Consider the following 21,947-nt stretch of genomic DNA (forward strand, 5'->3'; position numbering starts at 1 on the left):
TTTTCATCCCCGTCCCACTCCGCTAAACCGCGCGCCATGAACCGGACCGGACTCTTCATCGCCCTGACGCTGTGGCTCGTGATCGGCGTGGTTTTCGGCCTCTATCCCGAGCTCGATCTCAAGCTCGCCGCGCTGTTCTTCGATTCCGAGACAAAAACCTTTCCGCTCAAGCTGAACGGCTGGGCCGGCATTGCGCGTGATGCTGCGATGTGGGTCTCCTGGGCCTTCGTGCTGCCTTCCTGGTCGCGCTCGTGGTCAAGATGATCCGGCCCGATCGTCCGTTGATGGTGTCGGGGCGCGCAATCGTGTTTCTGCTGCTGACGATCATCCTGTCGGCCGGCATTCTCACCAACCTGACCTTCAAGACCTATTGGGGCCGGCCGCGGCCGGTGGTGGTGACCGAGTTCGCCGGCGACCAGCAGTTCGTGCCGTGGTGGGATCCGCGCGGCGGCTGCGCGCGCAATTGCTCGTTCTTCTCGGGCGAGGGTGCGACGGCGTTCTGGACGCTGGCGCCGGCTGCGCTCGCACCACCGCCATGGCGGCCGCTCGCCTACGCCGGCGCAGTGGTGTTCGGCCTCGCGACCAGCGGGCTCCGCATGGCCTTTGGCGGGCACTTCTTCACCGATGTCGCGACCGCCGGCCTCGTCACCTTCATCGTGATCTGGTTCGGCTACGCGCTGATCTATCGCTGGCCGCGGACCCGGTTTTCGGACGAGGCGGTCGATGCCGCCCTGACCCGGCTGAACATGCCGGCCTACCGGCTCCGCAAGCGCCTGTTCGGCGGCAAGACCGGCCCCGCAGCGTCGATTTGAGCCATTAAATGCGTGCCCAGCTTCGCGAAATTTGATATTCGCGCGGTCAAGCTACGCGTATCAGCCCCTTGCATCAGCCCCTTGAGACCCGATTGGAAGCGCCATGACCACGATCCTGAAAAGCCTGCCCAAGGGTGAGAAAGTCGGCATCGCGTTTTCGGGCGGCCTCGACACCAGCGCGGCGCTGCTCTGGATGAAGCAGAAGGGCGCGCGCTGCTACGCCTATACCGCCAATCTCGGCCAGCCCGACGAAGCCGATTACAACGAGATCCCGCGCAAGGCGGAGGCGTTCGGCGCCGAGAAGGCCGTGCTGGTCGATTGCCGCACGCAGCTCGTCCACGAGGGCATCGCCGCGATCCAGTCGGGCGCCTTCCACATTTCGACCGGCGGCATCACCTATTTCAATACCACGCCGCTCGGACGCGCCGTCACCGGCACGATGCTGGTCGCGGCGATGAAGGAAGACGGCGTCAACATCTGGGGCGACGGCTCGACCTTCAAGGGCAACGACATCGAGCGATTCTACCGCTATGGCCTGCTCACCAATCCATCCTTGCGCATCTACAAGCCCTGGCTCGACCAGCAGTTCATCGACGAGCTCGGCGGACGCGCCGAGATGTCGGCGTTCATGACGGCGCAAGGCTTCGCCTACAAGATGAGCGCCGAGAAGGCGTATTCGACCGACAGCAATCTGCTCGGCGCCACGCACGAGGCGAAGGACCTCGAAAGCCTCGATAGCGGCATCAAGATCGTCAACCCGATCATGGGCGTGCCGTTCTGGCGTGACGACTGCAACGTCAAGGCCGAGAAAGTCGTGGTGCGTTTCGAGGAAGGCCAGCCGGTCGCGCTGAACGGACAGACTTTTACTGACCCCGTTGCACTGTTCCTCGAAGCCAACGCCATCGGCGGCCGTCACGGCCTCGGCATGAGCGACCAGATCGAGAACCGCATCATCGAGGCCAAGAGCCGCGGCATCTACGAAGCCCCTGGCATGGCGCTCTTGCACGTCGCCTATGAGCGCCTCGTCACCGGCATCCACAACGAGGACACGATCGAGCAGTACCGCATCAGCGGCATGCAGCTCGGCCGTCTGCTCTATCAGGGCCGCTGGTTCGACTCGCAGGCCCTGATGCTGCGCGAGCCCGCGCAGCGCTGGGTCGCGCGCGCTGTCACCGGCGAGGTCAGCCTCGAGCTGCGCCGCGGCAACGACTATTCGATCCTCAACACCGAGAGCCCGAACCTCACCTACGCGCCGGAGCGGCTCAGCATGGAGAAGGTCGAGGACGCCGCCTTCACGCCCGCCGACCGCATCGGCCAGCTCACCATGCGCAATCTCGACATCGCGGATACGCGGACCAAGCTCGGTCTCTATGCGAAGACCGGCTTGCTGTCGGGCAGCGAAGGCTCGCAGATCTTCAAGCTCGAGAGCGACAAGGACTGACGTAACCACGACTGCCGCCTCATTCGTCATTGCGGGCGAAGCGAAGCAATCCAGAATCTCTGCAGAGACAGTCTGGATTGCTTCGTCGCTTCGCTCCTCGCAATGACGAGAGCCAAAACAAAATGGCCGGGATCGCTCCCGGCCATTTTTCGTTTCGCGATGGTCTTACTGCCGCGGCGGAGGCGGCGGCAGCGAGGCCTGGCCGCCGTTGAGCAGCGGGGTAATGCGGCGGACGGTGACGCGGCGGTTGATGAGGCTCGGGCCGTCCGTCTGCTCCTTCAGGTACTGCTTGCCGTAGCCCTGCGACGTCAGGTTCTCCGCGGGCACGTTGAACTGCTGGGTCAGCAATTCGGCCGCGGCCTGCGCCCGGCGATCCGACAGCGACAGATTGTCGACGTCGTTGCCGACCGCATCGGTGTGGCCCTCGATCAGGAACACCTCCTGCGGGTTGGCCTGGATCGCCTGGTTGATGCCGTCGGCGATCACCTGCAGCCGCGCTGCCTGGTCCGGCGGAATGGTCCACGATCCCGTCTCGAAATTGATCGTGTTGACGTCGATGCTCGGCATCGCCATGCGGACATTCGGCGAGTAGCGGATCTCGTCGAGCGAATAGCGCCGATCGATCCGCTGCACCGGCGGGGCCCGCATCGTGTCGTAGATCACCTGCGGCGAGGCCTCCTGGGCGTCGACGATGTAGCGATCGTAGGGGATGTTGACCACCGGCGGCGGCACGTCGACATAGAAGCCGCCGACCGCGCGCGGATCGCGATAGGTGTTGTCGATGATCACGATCTCGCGGCCGCGCGGGTCCCGGCGGATTCGACGCAACAGCGAACCGTCCGGACCCACCACGGTGACGATCTCGCTGCCGTCGGGACGGATCACGACGGTGCGGGTGTCGCCGCCGACAGTCTCGGTACGGATGTCGCGGGCGCCATAGCGGAAGCGATAGAGATCGTTGCCGCGGACATATTCCTGCCCGCCGGGGTCGCGGATGATGATGCGATCCGGCTCGGTGTAGATGGTGCGACCGCCTTCGACGACCTCGTGCCGCTGATTGCGGTAGTCTGCGATCGTGGCGCCGATCACGGCGCCGGCCACCACGCCCGCGCCGATCGCAAGCGGCGTCAGGTCACGCTGCTGAGGTCGCGGCGGTGGCGGCAGCGGCGTGGTGGTGGTCGGTGCGGCGCGGAAGGCCGAACTGACTGTCGGCGGAGCGTTCTGCGCCCTGTTGGGCGGGACGGTGGCCGCCGCCGAGCCAGGGACGACAGACGGCGCTGCGGCGCCGGCGGGCGGCGCGGGTCGGGCCGGGACGCTCGCCTGCGGTGCCGCCGGCGGTGTGCCTGCAGGAGGTGCTCCCGCAGCCGCTGGCGCGCCCGCGGGCGGTGTTCCGCCCTGACGGCCGGGACCCGGCGTCGCCGTCGGAGCCGGCGCGGTTCCTGGAGCCGGTGTTCCCGCCGGCGGAGCGCCTGGACGTGCGGGCGGCGGCGTCGGGGTGCCGCCTGGCGTGGCACCTGGGGTCGGTGACCCCGCAGTCGGGGAGCGCCGGGGCGTCCGGGCGGCGTGGTGCCAGGCGCCGGGGTCGCGGACGGTGTGGTTGTTGTCGGGGCAGCAGGAGTCGTGGGCGGGCGAGCTGCCGGTGCTGCGGGCGACGGAGTGGGCGTTGCGGTCGGAGCTGGCATTGCCGCCCCAGGCCGCGCCGCAGGAGCCGCTGACGGCGGCGTGGCTGCAGCAGGCGGGGCAGCCGGACGCGCCGGTGCTGCCGCAGGCGGCGGCGGGGTCGGTGTCGGTGCGTGCTGCGGGGCTGCTGCCGGAGGAGGTGTCGGTGCGTGCTGCTGCGGGGCTGCCGCCGGAGGAGGTGTCGGCGCCTTGGGTGCAGCAGGCGGCGGCGGGGGCGGCTGACGAGTCGCGGGCGGCGCAGCCGGGGAGGCGGCGGCGTCGGGCGTGACGGCGCAGCAGCCGGCGGAGGTGCGGCGGGCGGATGCGGCGGGGCAGCGGCCGGCGGCGGTGCGGCCGGTGGCTTTGGTGCAGCAGGCGGCGGTGCGGCCGGACCCTTTGGCGCAGCAGGCGGCGGTGCAGCCGGGCGCGCGGCGGGCGGCGGACCCTTTGGCGCCTCCTTCGGAGGCTGCTTCGGTTTTCCGTCAGGGCCCAATTCTGGCTGGGCCTGCGCGACCACGAGCGGCGGCGCGGTTTGCGCATGCGATGCGGAGCTTGCGAGTTGCATCGCAGTCAGGGCCGTCGTGGCAAGCAGCACGAAACGAAGGTTGGTCATGTGGTTCAACTTCCCCGGAAGGTTCTTTGACGAAGTCTTGGTTTGACGAAGTGTTGGAATGAACGGCTATGCGTTAGGCCGCATTGTGGCGGGCGAAGACATTGCGTCGCGATTTATTTCTGCATGCAAATCATGTCACGCAAACAACGTTCATTGCGCATTCAGGCGCAGCTTGCAATCGCATCGCATATGATCGCTCGTCTCACATGTGATCCTGCGACGAATGGCGTCCGTCGCAGGATTGGGTGTAGTCGGTCCATTCGGTCCACGCGAAGGAATCTCTTCCGGCATGCGGCCGGGCAATTCATCGGGCCGCGGTGATTCGCCGGGCTCGCGCACCGGCGGCGTGATTTCAGGCTGCGGATTGCCCGGCGGAATTCCCGGCGGCGGCTCGGCCGGCGTGCCGGGTGTCGATGGCGGTATCTCGGGTGGTTCGATCGGCATCGGCAAACATCGAGATCAGTTGTCGGAGAACGACAACGATGATGCCGTGCCGAGGTTCCCCGTCGCGCCACGCTATTCCGGTGCGTGACAGACCGCCTCGATGTTGTGGCCGTCGGGGTCCAGCACGAAGGCGCCATAATAGTTCGCGTGATAATGCGGGCGAAGGCCGGGCGCCCCGTTGTCGCGGCCACCGGCGGCCATCGCAGCCTTGTGGAACGCGTCGACGGTCGCGCGGTCCTTCGCCAGGATCGCGACATGCACCGGCTTATTCATCGCGCCCTCGCCGCCGATCCAGAAGTCGGGCTTGCCGCCGGCGCCGAAGCCTGCTGCCGCGGCGTGACCGGTCTGCTCCTCCGTCACTTCCATGATCAAGCTGTAGTCGAGCGGCGCCAGTGCCTTGCTGTAGAAGGCCTTCGCGGCTTCATAGTTCGAGACGGAGAGGCCCAAGTGATCGATCATCGTAACCTCCATGGTTCGTCGTCAGCGTGACAGGAACGTATTGCTTCGTGTTTTGCGCGCGATCGTAAAGCCGCGTGCGACCATGTCGGCGATGCAATCCTGCTGCCATTGGTTTTGTGACAGATGCTCGATCACGACCGCGCGCGGCCACAGCGATGGCGGCGCGTCGCGGAAGAAGCCGATCATCACGCGGTCCTCGAAACCCTCGACGTCGATCTTGAGGAGTCGACCTGCATGACGCCGGCCTCCTTCAGAATGCGCGTGAGCCGCAGCGACGGCACCTTGATCGCATCAACACTGGCGGCGCCGGTCACGACATGCGTGGCGCCGAGATTGCCGCCGCCGCTCTCGATCATCAGCTCGCCGTCGCTGTCGCCCGCGGCGGCCTGCACCAGGCGCACCTGCATCGCGTTCGATGCGGCATGGTTGAACGAGAGCCGTCCGAACGTCACCGGATGCGGCTCGATCGCCACCACCTTGCCGGTGGGGCCGACATGCCGCGCCATCACCAGCGCAAAAGTGCCGACATTGGCTCCGACATCGACGAAGCTGCCGCCGGCCGGCGTGTGCCGTCGCAGGAAGTCGAGCTCGTCGAGATTGTAGTCGGGGTTGAACAGCGCGCCGCGTTCGGTCGCGCTGCCCTGGTGATAGAAGCGGAACGAGGCGCCTTGATACTGCACGTCGATAGGGCCGCTACGCAGCAGATTGACCAGCCGCGACATCCAGGGCCGGAACGCGCCGCGCTTCAGCCCCGATCCTTGCGCGAGGCGAATGATTGCGGCCTGGGCTGCGTTCGGCGCAAACGCGCCGAACGGCGCGGATGGATTATCGGGCGTCAAGCAGGCGATCCTCGTTGCAGGCGGCGCATGCATAGCCGGTTTTGCCGGGGACTCCAACGCTCCATCACAGGTGTCGTCCCGGGGCGCGGGGATGACGGAGAGAGGTCACGCCGCCTTTTTCGCCACCGGCTTGCGCAAGGGCAAACGCAAGCTGCTCGGTCGGTTCCTGTGCGCGGCAGGGCCCGATCACTCGGCGGCGCCGCCGCTTACCCGTTTCAGCCGCGCTGCGTGATGCAGGACCCGCGACAGCTCCTCGATCGAATAGGGCTTTTGCACGAGCTCGAAGCCGGCGACCCCGCCTCGCGACAGGGCCTCGCTATATCCCGTGGTCAGCACGATCGGCACACCGATGCAGCGATCCCGGATCGCCTGCGCGAGATCGACGCCGGTCATCCCGGGCATGACGACGTCGGAGAACACGACATCGAAGCGATCGGCGTCGTCGACCAGCTCGGCGAGCGCGTCGGTGGCGTTGTCGACCAGCGTGATGCTGTAGCCGAGCTCGGTCAGACCGTCGGCGGCGAAATTGCCAAGCTCGATATTGTCCTCGACCACAAGCACCGACATGCCGCTGCCCGCAACCGCAGGCGCCGTGGTCGGCGCCTCGCTCCGGGGCAAGAGATCCGCCGGCACGCGCGGCAGATAGAGCGAGAAGGTGCTGCCCTGGCCGACCTCGCTGATGACGGTCACCTCGCCGCCGGACTGCCGGGCAAAGCCGAACACCTGCGACAGGCCGAGGCCGGTGCCTTGGCCGACCTGCTTGGTGGTGAAGAACGGCTCGAAGATGCGTCCCAATTGTGCGGCGGGAATGCCGATGCCGCTATCGCTGACGGCGATGCAGACGAACCCAGGATGTTTCAAGGTCTGGCTGCCCGCGAGGTGCGCCAGCGTGTCCGGGACGGTCGTTGCCGCGTGCACGGTGAAGACGATCCTGCCCTTGCCCTGCATGGCATCGCGCGCGTTGGTCGCCATGTTGATGATGGCCGTCTCGAACTGGCCGGCATCGGCATTGACGAGGCAGGGCTCAGCCGGCAACCGCGTGACGATTTCGATCGCCGGTCCGAGCAGCGTGGCGAGCATGTCGCGCAGCGACTGCATGCGATCGCCGATGTCGAACACCTCGGGCTTCAAGGTCTGGCGCCGCGCAAAGGCCAGCAGCTGGGAGGTCAGCCTGGCGGCGCGCGCGACCGCCTCCGCAATCGCCGTGATGTAGCGTTGCCGCCGCTCCTCGCTCAATTGCGGCCGGTTCAAGAGATCGACGGACGCACGGATCACGGTCAGGAGGTTGTTGAAGTCGTGCGCGACGCCGCCGGTGAGCTGGCCCAGCGCTTCCAGCCGCTGGCTTTGCTTGAGCGCATCTTCAGCCTCGCGCCGCTTGGCAGCCTCGGTCTGGAGATGCTGGGTGCGCCGGAAGGCGAAGGCCAGCAGGATGAAGAGCAGCGCGGTCGCGGGCACGCCGAACACCAGATGCTGGCTGGTGGTGGCGATCCAGCGCGCCCGGATCGCCGAGGTCTCGAGCCCCGCGCTGACATAGATCGGATATTCGGCGACACGCCGGTAGCCGATGCGCCGCTCGATTCCGTCTGATGGCCACGCGATGGTGATGAGCCCGTGGTCGGGATGGGCTGCGATGCTCCGGCCGACCCCACCGTTCGGATCCAGCCGGAAATCGCGATCGATCCGCGGGAAATGCGCCAGCAGCACTCCGTCGGCGCGGCCCATCGCGAAGAAGCTGCCGGGATCGGCGCCGATCCTGGCGTAAAAGCTCTCGAAATATTCCGGCAGCACGGAGGCCTGGATCACACCGGTGAAGCTGCCGTCCTCGGACGAGCGCCGGCGGCTGACGCCAAAGAAGCGCGCGCCTTGGTAGGGTTGCCGCGGCGTCAGCGAGGCGCCGATGTAGGTCCCGATGTCCTGGTCGACATGGGCATAGAAATAGTCGCGATCGGCAAAACTCTGATCCGGCGGCGGTGACGCCAGGCTGTTGACCAGCGACTTCCCGTTGGCATCGAAGATCCAGACCGATTTGAGTTGCGGCAGCGCATCGGTCAGCTGCTTCAGGCGCCGGTGCAGCGCAGGTTCCCGCGACCGGATGACCTCGTCGGAAAGGTCGCGCACGATCTCGTTGATCTCGGCGAGGCTGCGGTCGATGGTTTCGAACACCTTGAGTGCGTGTTCATGGGCGACATCGAGCGTGCGCTCGATCTCACGGTCGGCGATGTCGAGCGTCGAATTGTAGGAGATGACGGAGGCGATCGCGAACAGCGCAATGGGCAGCGCCAGGGATGCGGCCATCATCCACTGCAAGAGTCTCAGCGAGTTGCGTTGTGCGCCCTGCACGGTCGCTCCGGTCCCCCGACCGGAAGCTTACTAGAATCTCTCGCCGGGAAGGAAGCGGCTTGTGCTTGGAACCGGAGGTTGTTGCCTCCTGATTTACCCGTCGCGCGGGTTGAGGTTTTTACCCAAAATCGCCCTGCGGCAGAACGTCCCGGGCATTTCGGCCCGGGGTCGCAGCATGAATGCAGCTAGATCTGGCGTTCGACCATCTTGAGCTTGAGCTCGGCGATGGCCTCGGCCGGGTTGAGGCCCTTCGGGCAGGCCTTGGCGCAGTTCATGATGGTGTGGCAGCGGTAGAGCCGGAACGGATCCTCGAGATTGTCGAGCCGCTCGCCGGTGGCTTCGTCGCGCGAATCGGACACCCAGCGGTTGGCCTGGAGCAGGGCCGCGGGACCGAGATAGCGGTCGCTATTCCACCAATAGCTCGGGCAGGAGGTCGAGCAGCAGGCGCACAGGATGCACTCGTAGAGGCCGTCGAGCTTCTCGCGGTCCTCGTGGCTCTGGCGCCATTCCTTCTGCGGCGTCGGCGAGGTCGTCTTCAGCCACGGCTCGACCGAGGCGTATTGCGCGTAGAAATTGGTAAGGTCAGGAACGAGATCCTTCACCACCGGCTGATGCGGCAGCGGATTGATCTTCACCGCCCCGTCCTTCACGTCATGCATGGACTTGGTGCAGGCAAGCGTGTTCTGGCCGTCGATGTTCATGGCGCAGGAACCGCAGACGCCTTCGCGGCAGGAGCGACGGAAGGTCAGCGACGGGTCGATGTGGTTCTTGATCCAGATCAGTCCGTCCAGCACCATCGGACCGCAATCATGGGTGTCGACGTAATAAGTGTCGACGCTTGGAATCTTGCCGTCGTCCGGATTCCAGCGATAGACGCGGAATTCGCGAAATTCGGTCGCGCCCGCGGGCTTCGGCCAGGTCTTGCCGCCCGATATCCTAGAGTTCTTCGGAAGTGCGAATTCAACCATTTCGATAAGGCTTTCGCTGTTCGCTCAGTACACGCGCGCTTTGGGCGGGATGTACTGCACGTCGTTGGTCATGGTGTAGTCGTGAACCGGACGGTACTCGATCTTGACCTTGCCGTTGTCGTCGAGCCAGGCCAGCGTGTGCTTCATCCAGTTCTTGTCGTCGCGCGCGGAGAAATCCTCGCGCGCATGCGCGCCGCGGCTCTCGGTGCGGTTGGCGGCCGAATTCATCGTCACCACCGCCTGGGAGATCAGATTGTCGAATTCGAGCGTCTCGACCAGATCCGAATTCCACACCAGCGAGCGGTCGGACACGGCAATGTCGGTGATGCCGCTGTGGACCTTCTCGATCAGGTTCTGGCCTTCGCTCAGGATGTCGCCGGTGCGGAACACTGCGCAATTGTTCTGCATCACGTGCTGCATGCCTTCGCGCAGCTTTGCCGTCGGGGTGCCGCCGGAGGCGTAGCGGTAATGGTCGAGGCGGCCGAGTGCGAGCTCGGACGAGTTCGCCGGCAGCTCGGGCTGCTTGCCGTTCGGCGTCAGCTTCTCGGCAAGACGCAGCGCAGCGGCGCGGCCGAACACGACGAGGTCGATCAGCGAGTTCGAGCCGAGGCGGTTGGCGCCGTGCACGGAGACGCAGGCCGCTTCGCCGATCGCCATCAGGCCGGGGATGATGGCGTTGTCGTCGCCGTCCTTCTTGGTCAGGACTTCGCCGTGATAGTTCGTCGGGATGCCGCCCATGTTGTAGTGCACGGTCGGCACGATCGGGATCGGCTCGCGCGTCACGTCGACATTGGCGAAGATCTTGGCGGATTCGGAGATGCCCGGCAGGCGCTCGGCGAGCACCGCGGGGTCGAGATGGTCGAGATGCAGGAAGATGTGGTCCTTCTTCTTGCCGACGCCGCGCCCCTCCCGGATCTCGATGGTCATCGCGCGCGAGACGACGTCGCGCGACGCCAGATCCTTTGCGGATGGCGCGTAGCGCTCCATGAAGCGCTCGCCTTCGGAGTTGACGAGATAGCCGCCTTCGCCGCGCGCGCCTTCGGTGACGAGACAGCCCGAGCCGTAGATGCCGGTCGGGTGGAATTGCACGAACTCCATGTCCTGCATCGGCAGGCCGGCGCGCAGCACCATGCCGCCGCCGTCGCCGGTGCAGGTGTGTGCCGAGGTGCAGGAGGCGTAGGCGCGGCCGTAGCCGCCGGTCGCGAGGATCACGGTCTGGGCGCGGAAGCGGTGCAGTGTGCCATCGTCGAGCTTGAGGGCAATGACGCCGCGGCAGGTACCCTGGTCGTCCATGATCAGGTCGATGGCGAAGAACTCGATGAAGAACTCGGCCGCGTGGCGCAGCGACTGGCCGTACATCGTGTGCAGCATGGCGTGGCCGGTGCGGTCGGCGGCGGCGCAAGTGCGCTGCGCCTGCCCCTTGCCGTAATCCATGGTCATGCCGCCGAACGGACGCTGGTAGATCTTACCGTCTTCGGTGCGCGAGAACGGCACGCCCCAATGCTCGAGCTCGTAGACCGCGTCGGGCGCGTTGCGCACCATGTATTCGATCGCATCCTGGTCACCGAGCCAGTCCGACCCCTTCACGGTGTCGTACATGTGCCAGCGCCAGTCGTCCTTGTGCATGTTGCCGAGCGAAGCCGAGATGCCGCCCTGTGCGGCAACCGTATGCGAGCGGGTCGGAAACACTTTTGTGATGCAGGCCGTCTTCAGGCCGGCTTCGCTGCAGCCGACCACGGCGCGCAGGCCGGCGCCGCCGGCGCCGACCACGACCACGTCATAGGTGTGGTCTTCGATCGGATAGGCCTTGCCGTTGGTGGCGGGAGCGCCGTTGCCCTTGCCATTCGTCTCGTTGGCCGATCTTCCGGTTGCCATGGGTTACACTCCGGATGAAAGTTGGAGAATCGCGTAGATCGAGGCGAGCGCAACGGCGGCCGCGAAGAAATTGTTGAGCATGATCGAGACGAGCTTCAGCTTCTCGTTGTGCACGTAGTCCTCGATCACGACCTGCATGCCGATCTTCATGTGCCAGGCGCTGGCGACGATGAAGAGCACCATGATGATGGCGACCGGCAGCGAGCCGAGGATCTGCTTGGCACCGGCCTGGTTGCGGCCGAGCAGCATCATGATGACGACCAGCACCGGGATCATCAGCAGCGTCATGGCGACGGCGGTGACGCGCTGACGCCAGAAGTCGGATGTGCCGGAATGCGCGGAGCCGAGATTGCGGACGCGGCCGAGCGGGGTGCGCATGCTGCGCTTGGGCGTATCGGCAGTGCTCATCGTCCACCTCCGATCGCGTAGGCGATGATCCAGATCAGCACGGTCAGGGCGATGCCGCCGATCAGTGCGCCCCAGGTCAAGGCTTCACGCTCATTGGCCTTGAAGCCGTAGCCGAGGTCCCAGACGAAGTGCCGGATGCCGCTCAACATATGGTGCATCAGCGCCCAGGTGTAGCCGAACACGATCAGCCGGCCGATGATGCTGCCGGTGAAAGCCTGGACGTGAGCGTAGGCGGCGGGACCGGTGGCCGCTGCGATCAGCCACCAGGCCAGCAGCAGGGTTCCGACGTACAGGGCGATACCGGTGGCGCGATGGACGATGGACAGCGCCATCGTCAACGTCCAGCGGTAGACTTGCATATGGGGTGAAAGTGGTCGTTCGATCCGTGCGGTCATGGGCTTTGATGTTGTATGGCGGCCCAGCAGGGGGCACGCGGGGATCGCGAAAGGTCGGCTCTATTTACGGAGTCGATTTGGCCTGCGCAATCACCAAATCGCCATAAATCGAACCGGAGTTCAGCACTACACCCTTGATGTAACAAGCCCAATCAGTGGCTTGGTATACCAGAGCGATGGCGTGTCGACCAAGGTGTGGATATGGATTCATTTTTACAGAGACCGTCGAGATACATTGAAATTGCTGTTGGAACGCATCTAAACGGACCATGCCGTCCAAACTGCCCAGGGGTCGGTCAGACGCCTGCCAACCTGTCCGCCGCGCACCGGTCTGGCCCCCTCCGACCCTGTTTGGCTCCCGCTCGGATATGCGCATCCCGCAATCCACCCCAGCCGGGAGGCACGGCGTGTCGACCGCGCGAATCAGATCGCCTAAAGCTCCGCCCGCAGCTTTCGCAACGACGTATCGGAGAAGCTGCGACCGGTCGCGGGGCGGGCCAGGGGTGATTGCAGGTCTTGAAATCAAGGAGATCGTCGAGCTCGCGCTGCTGCTGATAGCAACCGGCGCGCTCTCCGGATTTCTCGCCGGCGTGTTCGGCATCGGCGGCGGCGCTATCCTCGTGCCGGTGTTTTACGAATGTTTCCGCATCGCCGGCGTGCCGCTCGAGGTGCGCATGCCGCTCTGCGTCGGCACATCGCTTGCGGTGATCATTCCGACGTCGATCCGTTCGTTCCAGGCACATTACAAGCGCGGCGCGGTCGACATATCGATCCTGCGCGCGTGGTGGCTGCCGATCCTGGTCGGCGTCGTCGCCGGCAGCGTGGTCGCGCGCTACGCGCCGGAGCGGCTGTTCAAGATCGTGTTCGTCTGCGTTGCCTAGTCAGCCGCCGTGCGGCTGATCTTCGCGCGCGAGGCCTGGAAGCTCGGCGACGACCTCCCGCAGGACCCGTTGATGCGCATCTACGGCTTCTGCGTCGGCATTCTGTCGACGCTGATGGGCATCGGCGGCGGCCTGTTCTCGAACCTGCTGATGACATTTTACGGCCGGCCGATTCATCAGGCGGTCGCGACCTCTTCGGCGCTCGCGGTGCTGATCTCGATTCCCGGCGCGATTGGCTACGTCTATGCCGGCTGGCCGGCGGCGGCGACCTATCCCGGTGTCGCAGCGCTGCAAATCCCGTTCGCGCTCGGCTATGTCTCGCTGATCGGCGCGGTGCTGGTGATGCCGATGAGCCTCGTCACCGCGCCGCTCGGTGTGAAAGCCGCGCACGCGATGTCGAAGCGCACGCTGGAGATGGCGTTCGGGTGTTATCTATTTGTCGTCGGCAGCAGGTTCGTGATGAGCCTGCTGGGCGGACAGTAGCCGCCACGAACTCCGTCATTGCGAGCAAAGCGAAGCAATCCAGGAATCTTTCGTTGGCGGCACTCTGGATTGCTTCGTCGCGAGAGCTCCTCGCAATGACGAGGCGAGAGAGGCGCGCACCTCACTTCTTCGCGTAAATATCCTTGTACGTATCCCGCAGCACGTTCTTCTGCACCTTCCCCATGGTGTTGCGCGGCAGTTCGTCGACGACGAAGACGCGTTTGGGCATCTTGAATTTTGCCAAGCGTCCGTCGAGTGCCTTCAGCACCGCGGCTTCGCTGACGTCGGCACCCTTGTTGCAGACCAGCACCGCCGTGACGCCCTCGCCGAAATCGGCATGCGGCACGCCGATCACGGCGGATTCGATCACGCCCGGCATGGCGTCGATCTCGCTCTCGATCTCCTTGGGGTAGACGTTGAAGCCGCCGGAGATCACGAGATCCTTGCCGCGGCCGAGAATGTGGACGTAGCCCTTGTCGTCGATCTTGCCGAGGTCGCCGGTGATAAAGAAGCCGTCGGGCCGGAATTCGGCCTGGGTCTTCTCCGGCATGCGCCAGTAGCCTTTGAACACGTTCGGGCCCTTGACCTCGATCATCCCGATCTCGTCGCGCGGCAATTCCTTGCCGGTCTCGGGCTCGGTCACGCGCACGGAGACGCCGGGGAGCGGCAAGCCGACCGCGCCGGGCACGCGCTCGCCGTCATAGGGGTTCGACGTGTTCATGTTGGTCTCGGTCATGCCGTAGCGCTCGAGCACGGCGTGGCCGGTGCGCGCCGACCATTCGCGATGGGTTTCGGCCAGCAGCGGCGCCGAGCCCGAAATGAACAGCCGCATATGCTTGGTCGTCTCGCGGGACAACGCGGGATTTTGCAGCAGCCGCGTGTAGAACGTCGGCACGCCCATCAGCACCGTGGCGCGCGCCATCAGCTTGATGATGAGGTCCGGATCGAGCTTCGGCAGGAAGATCATCGACGCCCGCGCAAACAGCGTCACGTTGGTCGCCACGAACAGGCCGTGGGTGTGGTAGATCGGCAGCGCGTGGATCAGCACATCCTTGTCCGTGAAGCGCCAGTAGCCGACCAGCGAGAGCGAGTTCGACGCGAGATTGTCGTGGCTGAGCATCGCGCCCTTGGAGCGGCCGGTGGTGCCCGAGGTGTAGAGGATCGCGGCGAGATCGTCGTTCGCCCGCGAGACGGTCGCGAATTCGCCGCTCGCCTTGTCGGCGGCATCCGTCAGCGAACCCTTGCCGTCGGGCCCGAGCGTCTCGACCTTGGCCTTTACCTTGGCGGCGATCGGAGCGAGACCTTCGGCCTTGGAGGGGTCGCAGACCACCAGCGACGGCTCGGCATCGCCGATGAAATAGTCGAGCTCGTTGAGCGTGTAGGCGGTGTTGAGCGGCAAATAGACCGCGCCGGCCCTGACTGTGCCGAGATACAGCACGATGTTGGCCACGGATTTTTCCACCTGCACCGCGACGCGGTCGCCGGGCTTGACGCCGCGCGCGACCAGCACATTCGCCATCTGCCCGGCCCGCGCGATCAGGTCGCCATAGCTGATGCGGGCACCGTCCTGCGTCTCGATGGCGAGGCGCGCAGGGTTGTCGAGGCCGTCGAACAGGCGGGAAAACAGATTGGCGTTGGCTGCTTGGTTCATGCAAGATTTCCTCGACCGCAAGGCAACAAGGCCGGTCAAAACCGAGGGCTGGATTAGCAAAAACCGCCCCAACGAAGCAACGGAGACAGTTGGCATGGCAAAAAACGGAAAACGCGTGGCCTGGGTCACGGGCGGCGGCAGCGGAATCGGGGAGGCCGGCGCCGAGGCGCTCGCGGCCGACGGCTGGAACGTCGTGGTCTCCGGCCGCCGCAAGGACGCCCTGGAGACCGTGGTCGCGAAGATTACCAGGGCGGGCGGGGAGGCCAAGGCGCTGGCGCTGGACGTGTCAAACGCAACTGACGCCCAGAAGGCGGCCGATCAGATCGTTGCGAAGCACGGCCGGATCGACCTGCTCGTGAACAATGCCGGCATCAATGTCCCCAAGCGGAGCTGGAAGGACATGGAACTGGACGGCTGGGACAAGCTGGTCCAGGTCAATCTCAACGGCGTGCTCTATTGCATGCGCGCGGTGCTGCCGACGATGCGCAAGCAGCAGGACGGCTCGATCATCAACGTCTCGTCCTGGGCCGGCCGCCACGTCTCGAAAATGCCGGGCCCGGCTTACACCACGACCAAGCATGCGGTGCTGGCGCTGACCCATTCCTTCAATATGGACGAATGCGTCAACGGCCTGCGCGCCTGCTGCCTGATGCCGGGCGAGGTGGCGACGCCGATCCTGAAGCTGCGCCCGGTGGTGCCGAGCGAGGAGGAGCAGGCCAAGATGCTGCAATCCGAAGATCTCGGCCGCACCATCGCGTTCATCGCATCCATGCCGCCGCGCGTCTGCATCAACGAGCTCCTGATCAGCCCGACGCATAATCGCGGGTTCATTCAGACGCCGCACAACAGGGATTAGTGCAGGCACACTTCTGTAGGGTGGGCAAAGGCGCGAAGCGCCGTGCCCACCATCTCTCCGCATCTGCGGAAGCGTGGTGGGCACGCTACGCTTTGCCCACCCTACAACACCGTTGGTTTGGCGCGCGCTCGCCTACACGAAATCCCCCGCACATAGTTTCACGCATCACGATAAATTATTGTTCGAAACCGCTTCGCAGACCGTCCCGTAGTTCGGATCAACGACGCGCAATTGCCTCACGTCAAACTGTCGCAGGCGCCGTTGTTGCCCCAACGCAAATCCGGCAATCGCCGGTCACAATCATCGGGAGTTTCTCCATGTCGAAGCGCATTGCCTATCTCACTGCTGCAGCCTTCAGCGCGCTGGCCATCACCGCGACAATCGTCGCGCCCGCCCGCGCCGAGGAAAAGACTGTCATGGTCGGCGGCGCTGCGATGTTCCCCTCGAAGAACATCGTCCAGAACGCGGTGAATTCGAAAGACCACACCACGCTGGTGGCGGCGGTGAAGGCGGCCGGCCTGGTGCCGACGCTGGAAGGCAAGGGCCCGTTCACGGTGTTCGCGCCGACCAACGCCGCCTTCGGCAAGCTGCCGGCCGGCACTGTCGACACCCTGGTCAAGCCCGAAAACAAGGCGACACTGACCAAGATCCTGACTTACCATGTCGTGCCCGGCAAGCTCGAGGCCTCCGATCTCACCGACGGCAAGAAGCTCAAGACGGTCGAGGGCGACGAACTCACCGTGAAGAAGCAGGACGGCAAGGTCTGGATCGTCGACGCCAAGGGCGGCACCTCGATGGTGACGATCCCCAACGTCAACCAGTCCAACGGCGTGATCCATGTGGTCGACACGGTGCTGATGCCGGCGACGTAACACCGCGCAACCCTGATTAGCCCCCTGAGCAGGGGTGAACGGCAAGGCGAGTCGGGGCTACCCCGGCTCGCTTTATTGTGAGAAAGTGCACCGGATTCGCAAATATGCGGGCGTAACGAACCCGCAGCGGCTGGCGTATAATTGTCAACGCGATCTCACAGGACGGAACCATCATGTCGAGCCTAGCCACCGTGGACGAGCGCGTCGGGGCCACCCCGGCCAAAACGATCCAGCCGGTCTGGGTCCGGGTGATGCACTGGACCAACGCCGTCGCCATGGTCCTGATGATCCTGTCGGGCTGGCAGATCTACAACGCCTCGCCGTTGTTCAATTTCAGCTTCCCGCGCGCGTACACCCTGGGCGGCTGGCTCGGCGGCGCTCTTCTTTGGCATTTCGCGGCGATGTGGCTCTTGATGGTCAACGGCCTCGCCTATCTGATCACGGGTTTCGCCACCGGCCGCTTCCGGAAGAAGCTGCTGCCGATCACGCCGGCGGGCGTGATCCACGACGTCAGGGCTGCCCTCACCTTCAGGCTCAGCCATGACGATCTCAGCGTCTACAATTACGTGCAGCGTACGCTCTATGCCGGCATCATCGTGGTCGGCGTGCTGATCGTGCTGTCGGGTCTGTCGATGTGGAAGCCGGTGCAATTACATTGGCTGGTGACGCTGTTCGGCGATTATCCGACCGCGCGCTACGTCCATTTCTTCTGCATGGCCGCGATCTGTGCCTTCATCGTCATTCACGTGCTGCTCGCGCTGCTGGTGCCGAAGAGCCTGCGCGCCATGATCATCGGCCGCTAGAGAGGAGAGCAGATATGGCCAAGCGTTCATTCCTGATCCCCGGCGTCGACAAGCGGCTGCTGATCAAGGACTCCCTCAAGACGATGCCTGATGTCACCCGCCGCCGCTTCATCGCGGGCGGCGCGAGCCTCGGCGCGCTGACGCTGCTCACGGGCTGCGATGTGGTCGATTCCTCGTCGGCCGAAACCCTGCTGGCGAAGGTCTCGAAGTTCAACGACGCCGCGCAGGATTTCATCTTCAATCCCGATGCGCTGGCGCCGACGTTTCCCGAGAGCGCGATTACAAAACCGTTCCCGTTCAACGCCTATTACGACCTCGACGACGCGCCGGACGTCGATGGCGACGCCTGGAAGCTCGAGGTGCGCGGCCTCGTCGACAACAAGAAATCCTGGACGTTGCCCGAGCTCTACAAGCTGCCGCAGTTCACGCAGATCACCCGTCACATCTGCGTCGAAGGCTGGAGCGCGATCGGCAACTGGACAGGCACGCCCCTGCGCGACTTCCTCAAGCTGATCGGCGCCGATACGCGGGCGAAATACGTCTGGTTCCAGTGCGCCGACAAGGACGGTTACAACTCGCCTCTGGACATGCGCACCGCGCTGCATCCGCAGACGCAGATGACGTTCAGATACGCAAGCGAGATCCTGCCGCGCGCCTATGGTTTTCCAATGAAGATCCGGGTGCCGACCAAGCTCGGCTTCAAGAACCCGAAATACGTGGTCTCGATGGAAGTCACCAACGACTACAAGGGCGGCTATTGGGAAGACCAGGGGTACAATTCGTTCAGCGGGAGCTAGCTGTGTCATCCCGGCGAAGCACCGCTGCGGTAAGGTGGGCAAAGCGAAGCGTGCCCACCACCTTCTCGCCATTAAAAATCGTGGGCACGGCGCTTCGCGCCTTTGCCCACCTACGACACCGATGATTTGGCCGGTCCTACCTTCCGCTGGCACAACGCCAGCACCGCCCCCAACGCCAGCAGCCCCGCCGACACATTCAGCGCGTAGGACAAGCTCCCCAGCGCATCCGTGATCGCGCCGACGACGATCGGGCCGAGCGTCTGGCCGACGCCGAACGAGATCGTCATCGCCGCGATCGCGCGCGGCCACACCTCGGGCGGATAGTTGAAGCGGACAAAGGCCGTCGTCGAGCCGACCACGGCGAAAAAGGCGACGCCGAACACCACCGCCGAGGTTGCAAGCCACGCGGTCGAGTGTCCGAGCATCGGCAGGCCGGCGCCGATTGCATTGGTGCCGAGGATGATCGCGGTGGCGAGACCACCGCGGTCGAGCGCGAGCACGCGGCGCCAGGCCCAGGGCGTCACGAACGCACTCATGCCGATCAGGCCCCAGAATCCCGCCTGTGCCGCGGCACCGCCGCCGCCGTCGCGCACATAGGCGATCATGAACGTCATGTAGGCGATGTAGCCGGCGCCAAACAGGAAGTAGGCGGCGAGATAGATCAGCACGGGACGAATCGCGAAGGCGGCGTGGCTGCCCTCGTGGAAGCGCGCGCCGCTCTCGATCCGGACCAGGAACAGCGGCACCGTCATGACGGCCGACAGCAATGTCATCGCCCACCACACGATCCACCACGAGCCCGGCCCGAAATACTGCAGCGTGAACGGCGCGATCAGCCCGGAGGACAGAATGCCGATGCCGGGGCCGGCATAGAACAGGCTGAGCAGGAAATTGGCCCGCTCCGGGCGCGACTGCGCGATCGTCGCGGCCAGCGCGCCGCCGGCGACGAAGCCCGCCGCGGCCCCGACACCGAGCACCAGCCGCGCCAGGCTCAGTGCGATGAAATTCCCTGTCAGCGCGCAGGTGGCGAGTGCGGCGACGCAGGCCAATGTTCCGCCGCGGATCGCCGCCGACCAGCCGACCCGCTGGATCAGCCGGGACGCCACCAGCGCGCCCACGAGGTAGCCGACGGCGTTGATGGTGTTCATGAAACCGGCCGCCGAGTAGGACCAGCCGAGGTCCTCGCGCATATCCGGCAGCACCAGCGCGTAGGCAAAGCGACCGATGCCAAGCCCGACCGTCGCGGCCAGCGACAGGGTCAGGATCAGCCGCGCGGGATGGGCGTCGGGTGGAGGAAGATCAGGGGCGAGCAAGGGGTACTCCGGCCCGTGCAGTGTGGCAGGCCCCACCCGGCTTGCACAGCGGCGCGGCGGCAATGGTGTCTTGCCAAGCGCGCAACGCCGCTCTAGCACTCCCGCCGACCTGTCATTCCGGGGTGCGCCCCTTGGCGCGAGCCCGGAATCCACTCCGCCACTTGCTGCGTGGCCCGATGGATTCCGGGCTCGCTCGCGCTGCTCGCGCCCCGGAATGACGAGAGAGCATTGAGAAGGATCTGACCATGGCGACCCACAAATTGCTGCTGCTCCCCGGCGACGGTATCGGCCCGGAGGTGATGGGCGAGGTGAAGCGGCTGATCGGTTGGCTCAGTTCGGCCGGGATCGCCAAATTCGAGACCGATACCGGCCTCGTCGGCGGTTCGGCCTATGACGCCCACAAGGTGTCGATCTCCGAGGGCGACATGGCCAAGGCGCTGGCCGCCGACGCCATCATCTTCGGCGCGGTTGGCGGCCCGAAATGGGATGCGGTGCCCTATGAGGTGCGCCCCGAAGCCGGCCTGCTGCGCCTGCGCAAAGATCTTGCTTTGTTCGCCAACCTCCGCCCGGCCGTGTGCTATCCGGCCCTGGCCGACGCTTCGAGCCTGAAGCGCGAGGCGGTCGAGGGTCTCGACATCGTCATCGTGCGCGAGCTCACCGGCGGCGTCTATTTCGGCGAGCCCAAGACCATCACCGATCTCGGCAACGGCCAGAAGCGCGCCATCGATACCCAGGTCTACGACACCTATGAGATCGAGCGCATCGGCCGCGTCGCCTTCGAGCTTGCCAGGAAGCGCAAGAACAAGGTGACGTCGATGGAGAAGCGCAACGTCATGAAGTCGGGCGTGCTCTGGAACGAGGTCATGACCCAGGTCCACAAGCGCGAATACCCTGACGTCACGCTCGAGCACCAGCTTGCTGACTCCGGCGGCATGATGCTGGTGAAGGCGCCGAAGCAGTTCGACGTCATCGTCACCGACAATCTGTTCGGCGATATGCTGTCTGACATCGCGGCGATGCTGACCGGCTCGCTCGGCATGCTGCCCTCGGCCTCACTCGGCGAAGTCGACGTCAAGAGCAAGAAGCGCAAGGCGCTGTACGAGCCCGTGCACGGCTCGGCCCCTGATATTGCCGGCAAGGGCCTCGCCAATCCCATCGCGATGATCTCGTCCTTCGGCATGGCGCTGCGTTATTCCTTCGACATGGGCGCGCTCGCCGACAAGGTCGACGCCGCCATCGCCGCCGTGCTGGCAAGCGGTCTGCGCACCGCCGACATCAAGTCGGAAGGCACCACGGCCGCCTCGACCACGCAGATGGGCGAAGCGATCCTCAAGGAGTTGCAGAAGCTGCACGCGTAAGCGCGCAGTCTTTGGAGGGTGGGCAAAGCGGAGCGTGCCCACCATATTTATTGAGACTGCGGAGAGATGGTGGGCACGGCGCAAGAGCGCCTTTGCCCACCCTGCAAGATCTCATGAAACAAAAAGGCCGGGCGCGAGCCCGGCCTTTTGATTCGGTCGTGACGTCCGCTTCAGTACAGCGGAAAATTCCGCGGATAGCCGCCGACGTCGGCCGGCGTGCTCAGCGGCTGGCGATCGATCGGGCGGTTGTTGTTCTCGCGGGCGAAGGTCGGATAGCCGATCGCCGGCGGGAAGGCGTAATCGGAGAACTTGCGATCGCCCGGATTGACCTCGGTGCCGCCGTCGAGCCAGGAGCGCTTGCTCACATAGATACGGGTGCGGCCCTGCTGGTAGACGGCATTGGGGCCGCTCGGACCGTAAACCGGCCGGCCGCGATCGTCATAGCGCTGCTTGGACTTGGTATCGGCCGAAGCCGGTGTCGCGAACGCCATCGCAACCACGGCGCCCGCCGCAAGCAATGTCGCCAGTTTGTTCGCGGCCAATTTGTTAGCGCCAGAGAAATTCGAGCTCATCACGTCCCCTTCAGGCGGCGAGCCGCCAGTCGATTTCACCTCATACTAGCCCGGCCGGGGTGGTCGTAACTAGGTCAATTCAGTCACACCGCGCCGGAATAATCGTGC

General features: G+C 65.1%; 18 protein-coding genes and 3 pseudogenes. 9 read left to right on the top strand and 12 right to left on the bottom strand.

Going from position 1 to position 21,947, the window contains the following annotated elements; genetic code table 11:
- Positions 1-36 precede the first annotated feature (36 nt).
- Positions 37-812: pseudogene (locus ACTGJ9_RS06345) on the top strand (phosphatase PAP2 family protein).
- Between the two features lie 103 nt (positions 813-915).
- Complete coding sequence (argG, locus tag ACTGJ9_RS06350; protein ID WP_456676374.1) at positions 916-2,253, top strand: argininosuccinate synthase; 1,338 nt, start codon at positions 916-918, stop codon at positions 2,251-2,253.
- 165 nt (positions 2,254-2,418) lie between these two features.
- Here argG and ACTGJ9_RS06355 read toward each other — a convergent pair whose 3' ends face one another.
- Complete coding sequence (locus ACTGJ9_RS06355; RefSeq protein WP_456676375.1) at positions 2,419-3,357, bottom strand: OmpA family protein; 939 nt, start codon at positions 3,355-3,357, stop codon at positions 2,419-2,421.
- Between the two features lie 496 nt (positions 3,358-3,853).
- On the opposite strand from ACTGJ9_RS06355, the gene ACTGJ9_RS06360 reads away from it, so the two are divergent.
- On the top strand, positions 3,854-4,201 hold the full coding sequence (locus ACTGJ9_RS06360; RefSeq protein ID WP_456676376.1) for a hypothetical protein: 348 nt from the start codon (positions 3,854-3,856) through the stop codon (positions 4,199-4,201).
- 474 nt (positions 4,202-4,675) lie between these two features.
- Here the strand turns inward: ACTGJ9_RS06360 and ACTGJ9_RS06365 are convergent, their stop codons facing one another.
- From ACTGJ9_RS06365 to sdhC, 8 genes and pseudogenes are all read right to left on the bottom strand, one after another.
- Complete coding sequence (locus ACTGJ9_RS06365; protein ID WP_456676377.1) at positions 4,676-4,969, bottom strand: hypothetical protein; 294 nt, start codon at positions 4,967-4,969, stop codon at positions 4,676-4,678.
- Positions 4,970-5,041: 72 nt separating this feature from the next.
- Positions 5,042-5,428 (bottom strand): VOC family protein, encoded by a 387-nt coding sequence (locus ACTGJ9_RS06370; protein ID WP_456676378.1) that lies wholly within the window; start codon positions 5,426-5,428, stop codon positions 5,042-5,044.
- A 21-nt stretch (positions 5,429-5,449) separates the two neighbouring features.
- Positions 5,450-6,300: pseudogene (locus ACTGJ9_RS06375) on the bottom strand (FkbM family methyltransferase).
- 153 nt (positions 6,301-6,453) lie between these two features.
- The gene (locus ACTGJ9_RS06380) at positions 6,454-8,607 is read right to left on the bottom strand and encodes an ATP-binding protein (protein ID WP_456676379.1); all 2,154 of its coding nucleotides are present in this window, start codon (positions 8,605-8,607) and stop codon (positions 6,454-6,456) included.
- Between the two features lie 185 nt (positions 8,608-8,792).
- The gene (locus tag ACTGJ9_RS06385) at positions 8,793-9,575 is read right to left on the bottom strand and encodes a succinate dehydrogenase iron-sulfur subunit (protein ID WP_456676380.1); all 783 of its coding nucleotides are present in this window, start codon (positions 9,573-9,575) and stop codon (positions 8,793-8,795) included.
- Positions 9,576-9,599: 24 nt separating this feature from the next.
- Positions 9,600-11,450 carry a succinate dehydrogenase flavoprotein subunit gene (gene sdhA, locus ACTGJ9_RS06390; protein WP_456676381.1) on the bottom strand — a complete coding sequence of 617 codons (1,851 nt, stop codon included), beginning with the start codon at positions 11,448-11,450 and terminating at the stop codon, positions 9,600-9,602.
- 3 nt (positions 11,451-11,453) lie between these two features.
- A complete protein-coding gene (gene sdhD / locus ACTGJ9_RS06395) occupies positions 11,454-11,858 on the bottom strand; it encodes a succinate dehydrogenase, hydrophobic membrane anchor protein (RefSeq protein ID WP_456676382.1) in 405 nt (134 codons plus the stop codon).
- Positions 11,855-12,253, bottom strand: coding sequence for a succinate dehydrogenase, cytochrome b556 subunit (gene sdhC, locus ACTGJ9_RS06400; protein WP_456676383.1), 399 nt, complete (start codon positions 12,251-12,253; stop codon positions 11,855-11,857). The genes sdhD and sdhC overlap by 4 nt, the downstream gene beginning before the upstream one ends.
- Before the next feature lie 503 nt (positions 12,254-12,756).
- Here sdhC and ACTGJ9_RS06405 point away from each other — a divergent pair.
- Positions 12,757-13,617: pseudogene (locus ACTGJ9_RS06405) on the top strand (sulfite exporter TauE/SafE family protein).
- A 121-nt stretch (positions 13,618-13,738) separates the two neighbouring features.
- Here the strand turns inward: ACTGJ9_RS06405 and ACTGJ9_RS06410 are convergent.
- A complete protein-coding gene (locus ACTGJ9_RS06410) occupies positions 13,739-15,268 on the bottom strand; it encodes a malonate--CoA ligase (protein ID WP_456676384.1) in 1,530 nt (509 codons plus the stop codon).
- A gap of 94 nt (positions 15,269-15,362) precedes the next feature.
- Between ACTGJ9_RS06410 and ACTGJ9_RS06415 the strand changes: the two genes are divergently transcribed.
- The 4 genes from ACTGJ9_RS06415 to ACTGJ9_RS06430 all read left to right on the top strand — a co-directional run bounded on the left by ACTGJ9_RS06415 (position 15,363) and on the right by ACTGJ9_RS06430 (position 18,596).
- Positions 15,363-16,124: an SDR family oxidoreductase gene (locus tag ACTGJ9_RS06415; protein WP_456676385.1), complete on the top strand. Its 762-nt coding sequence runs from the start codon at positions 15,363-15,365 to the stop codon at positions 16,122-16,124.
- 317 nt (positions 16,125-16,441) lie between these two features.
- Entirely contained in the window at positions 16,442-16,996 is a 555-nt protein-coding gene (locus ACTGJ9_RS06420) for a fasciclin domain-containing protein (protein WP_456676386.1), read from the top strand.
- Positions 16,997-17,169: 173 nt separating this feature from the next.
- Positions 17,170-17,799 carry a cytochrome b/b6 domain-containing protein gene (locus ACTGJ9_RS06425; protein WP_456676387.1) on the top strand — a complete coding sequence of 210 codons (630 nt, stop codon included), beginning with the start codon at positions 17,170-17,172 and terminating at the stop codon, positions 17,797-17,799.
- Positions 17,800-17,813: 14 nt separating this feature from the next.
- On the top strand, positions 17,814-18,596 hold the full coding sequence (locus tag ACTGJ9_RS06430; protein ID WP_456676388.1) for a molybdopterin-binding protein: 783 nt from the start codon (positions 17,814-17,816) through the stop codon (positions 18,594-18,596).
- A gap of 110 nt (positions 18,597-18,706) precedes the next feature.
- Here ACTGJ9_RS06430 and ACTGJ9_RS06435 read toward each other — a convergent pair whose 3' ends face one another.
- Positions 18,707-19,909 carry a YbfB/YjiJ family MFS transporter gene (locus ACTGJ9_RS06435; RefSeq protein WP_456676389.1) on the bottom strand — a complete coding sequence of 401 codons (1,203 nt, stop codon included), beginning with the start codon at positions 19,907-19,909 and terminating at the stop codon, positions 18,707-18,709.
- Positions 19,910-20,154: 245 nt separating this feature from the next.
- Between ACTGJ9_RS06435 and leuB the strand changes: the two genes are divergently transcribed.
- Positions 20,155-21,267 carry a 3-isopropylmalate dehydrogenase gene (gene leuB / locus ACTGJ9_RS06440; protein WP_456676390.1) on the top strand — a complete coding sequence of 371 codons (1,113 nt, stop codon included), beginning with the start codon at positions 20,155-20,157 and terminating at the stop codon, positions 21,265-21,267.
- A 170-nt stretch (positions 21,268-21,437) separates the two neighbouring features.
- Here leuB and ACTGJ9_RS06445 read toward each other — a convergent pair whose 3' ends face one another.
- Positions 21,438-21,839 (bottom strand): hypothetical protein, encoded by a 402-nt coding sequence (locus ACTGJ9_RS06445; RefSeq protein WP_456676391.1) that lies wholly within the window; start codon positions 21,837-21,839, stop codon positions 21,438-21,440.
- Positions 21,840-21,947: the final 108 nt, after the last annotated feature.

This window comes from Bradyrhizobium sp. RDM12 (assembly GCF_051917485.1).
Lineage (GTDB): Bacteria > Pseudomonadota > Alphaproteobacteria > Rhizobiales > Xanthobacteraceae > Bradyrhizobium.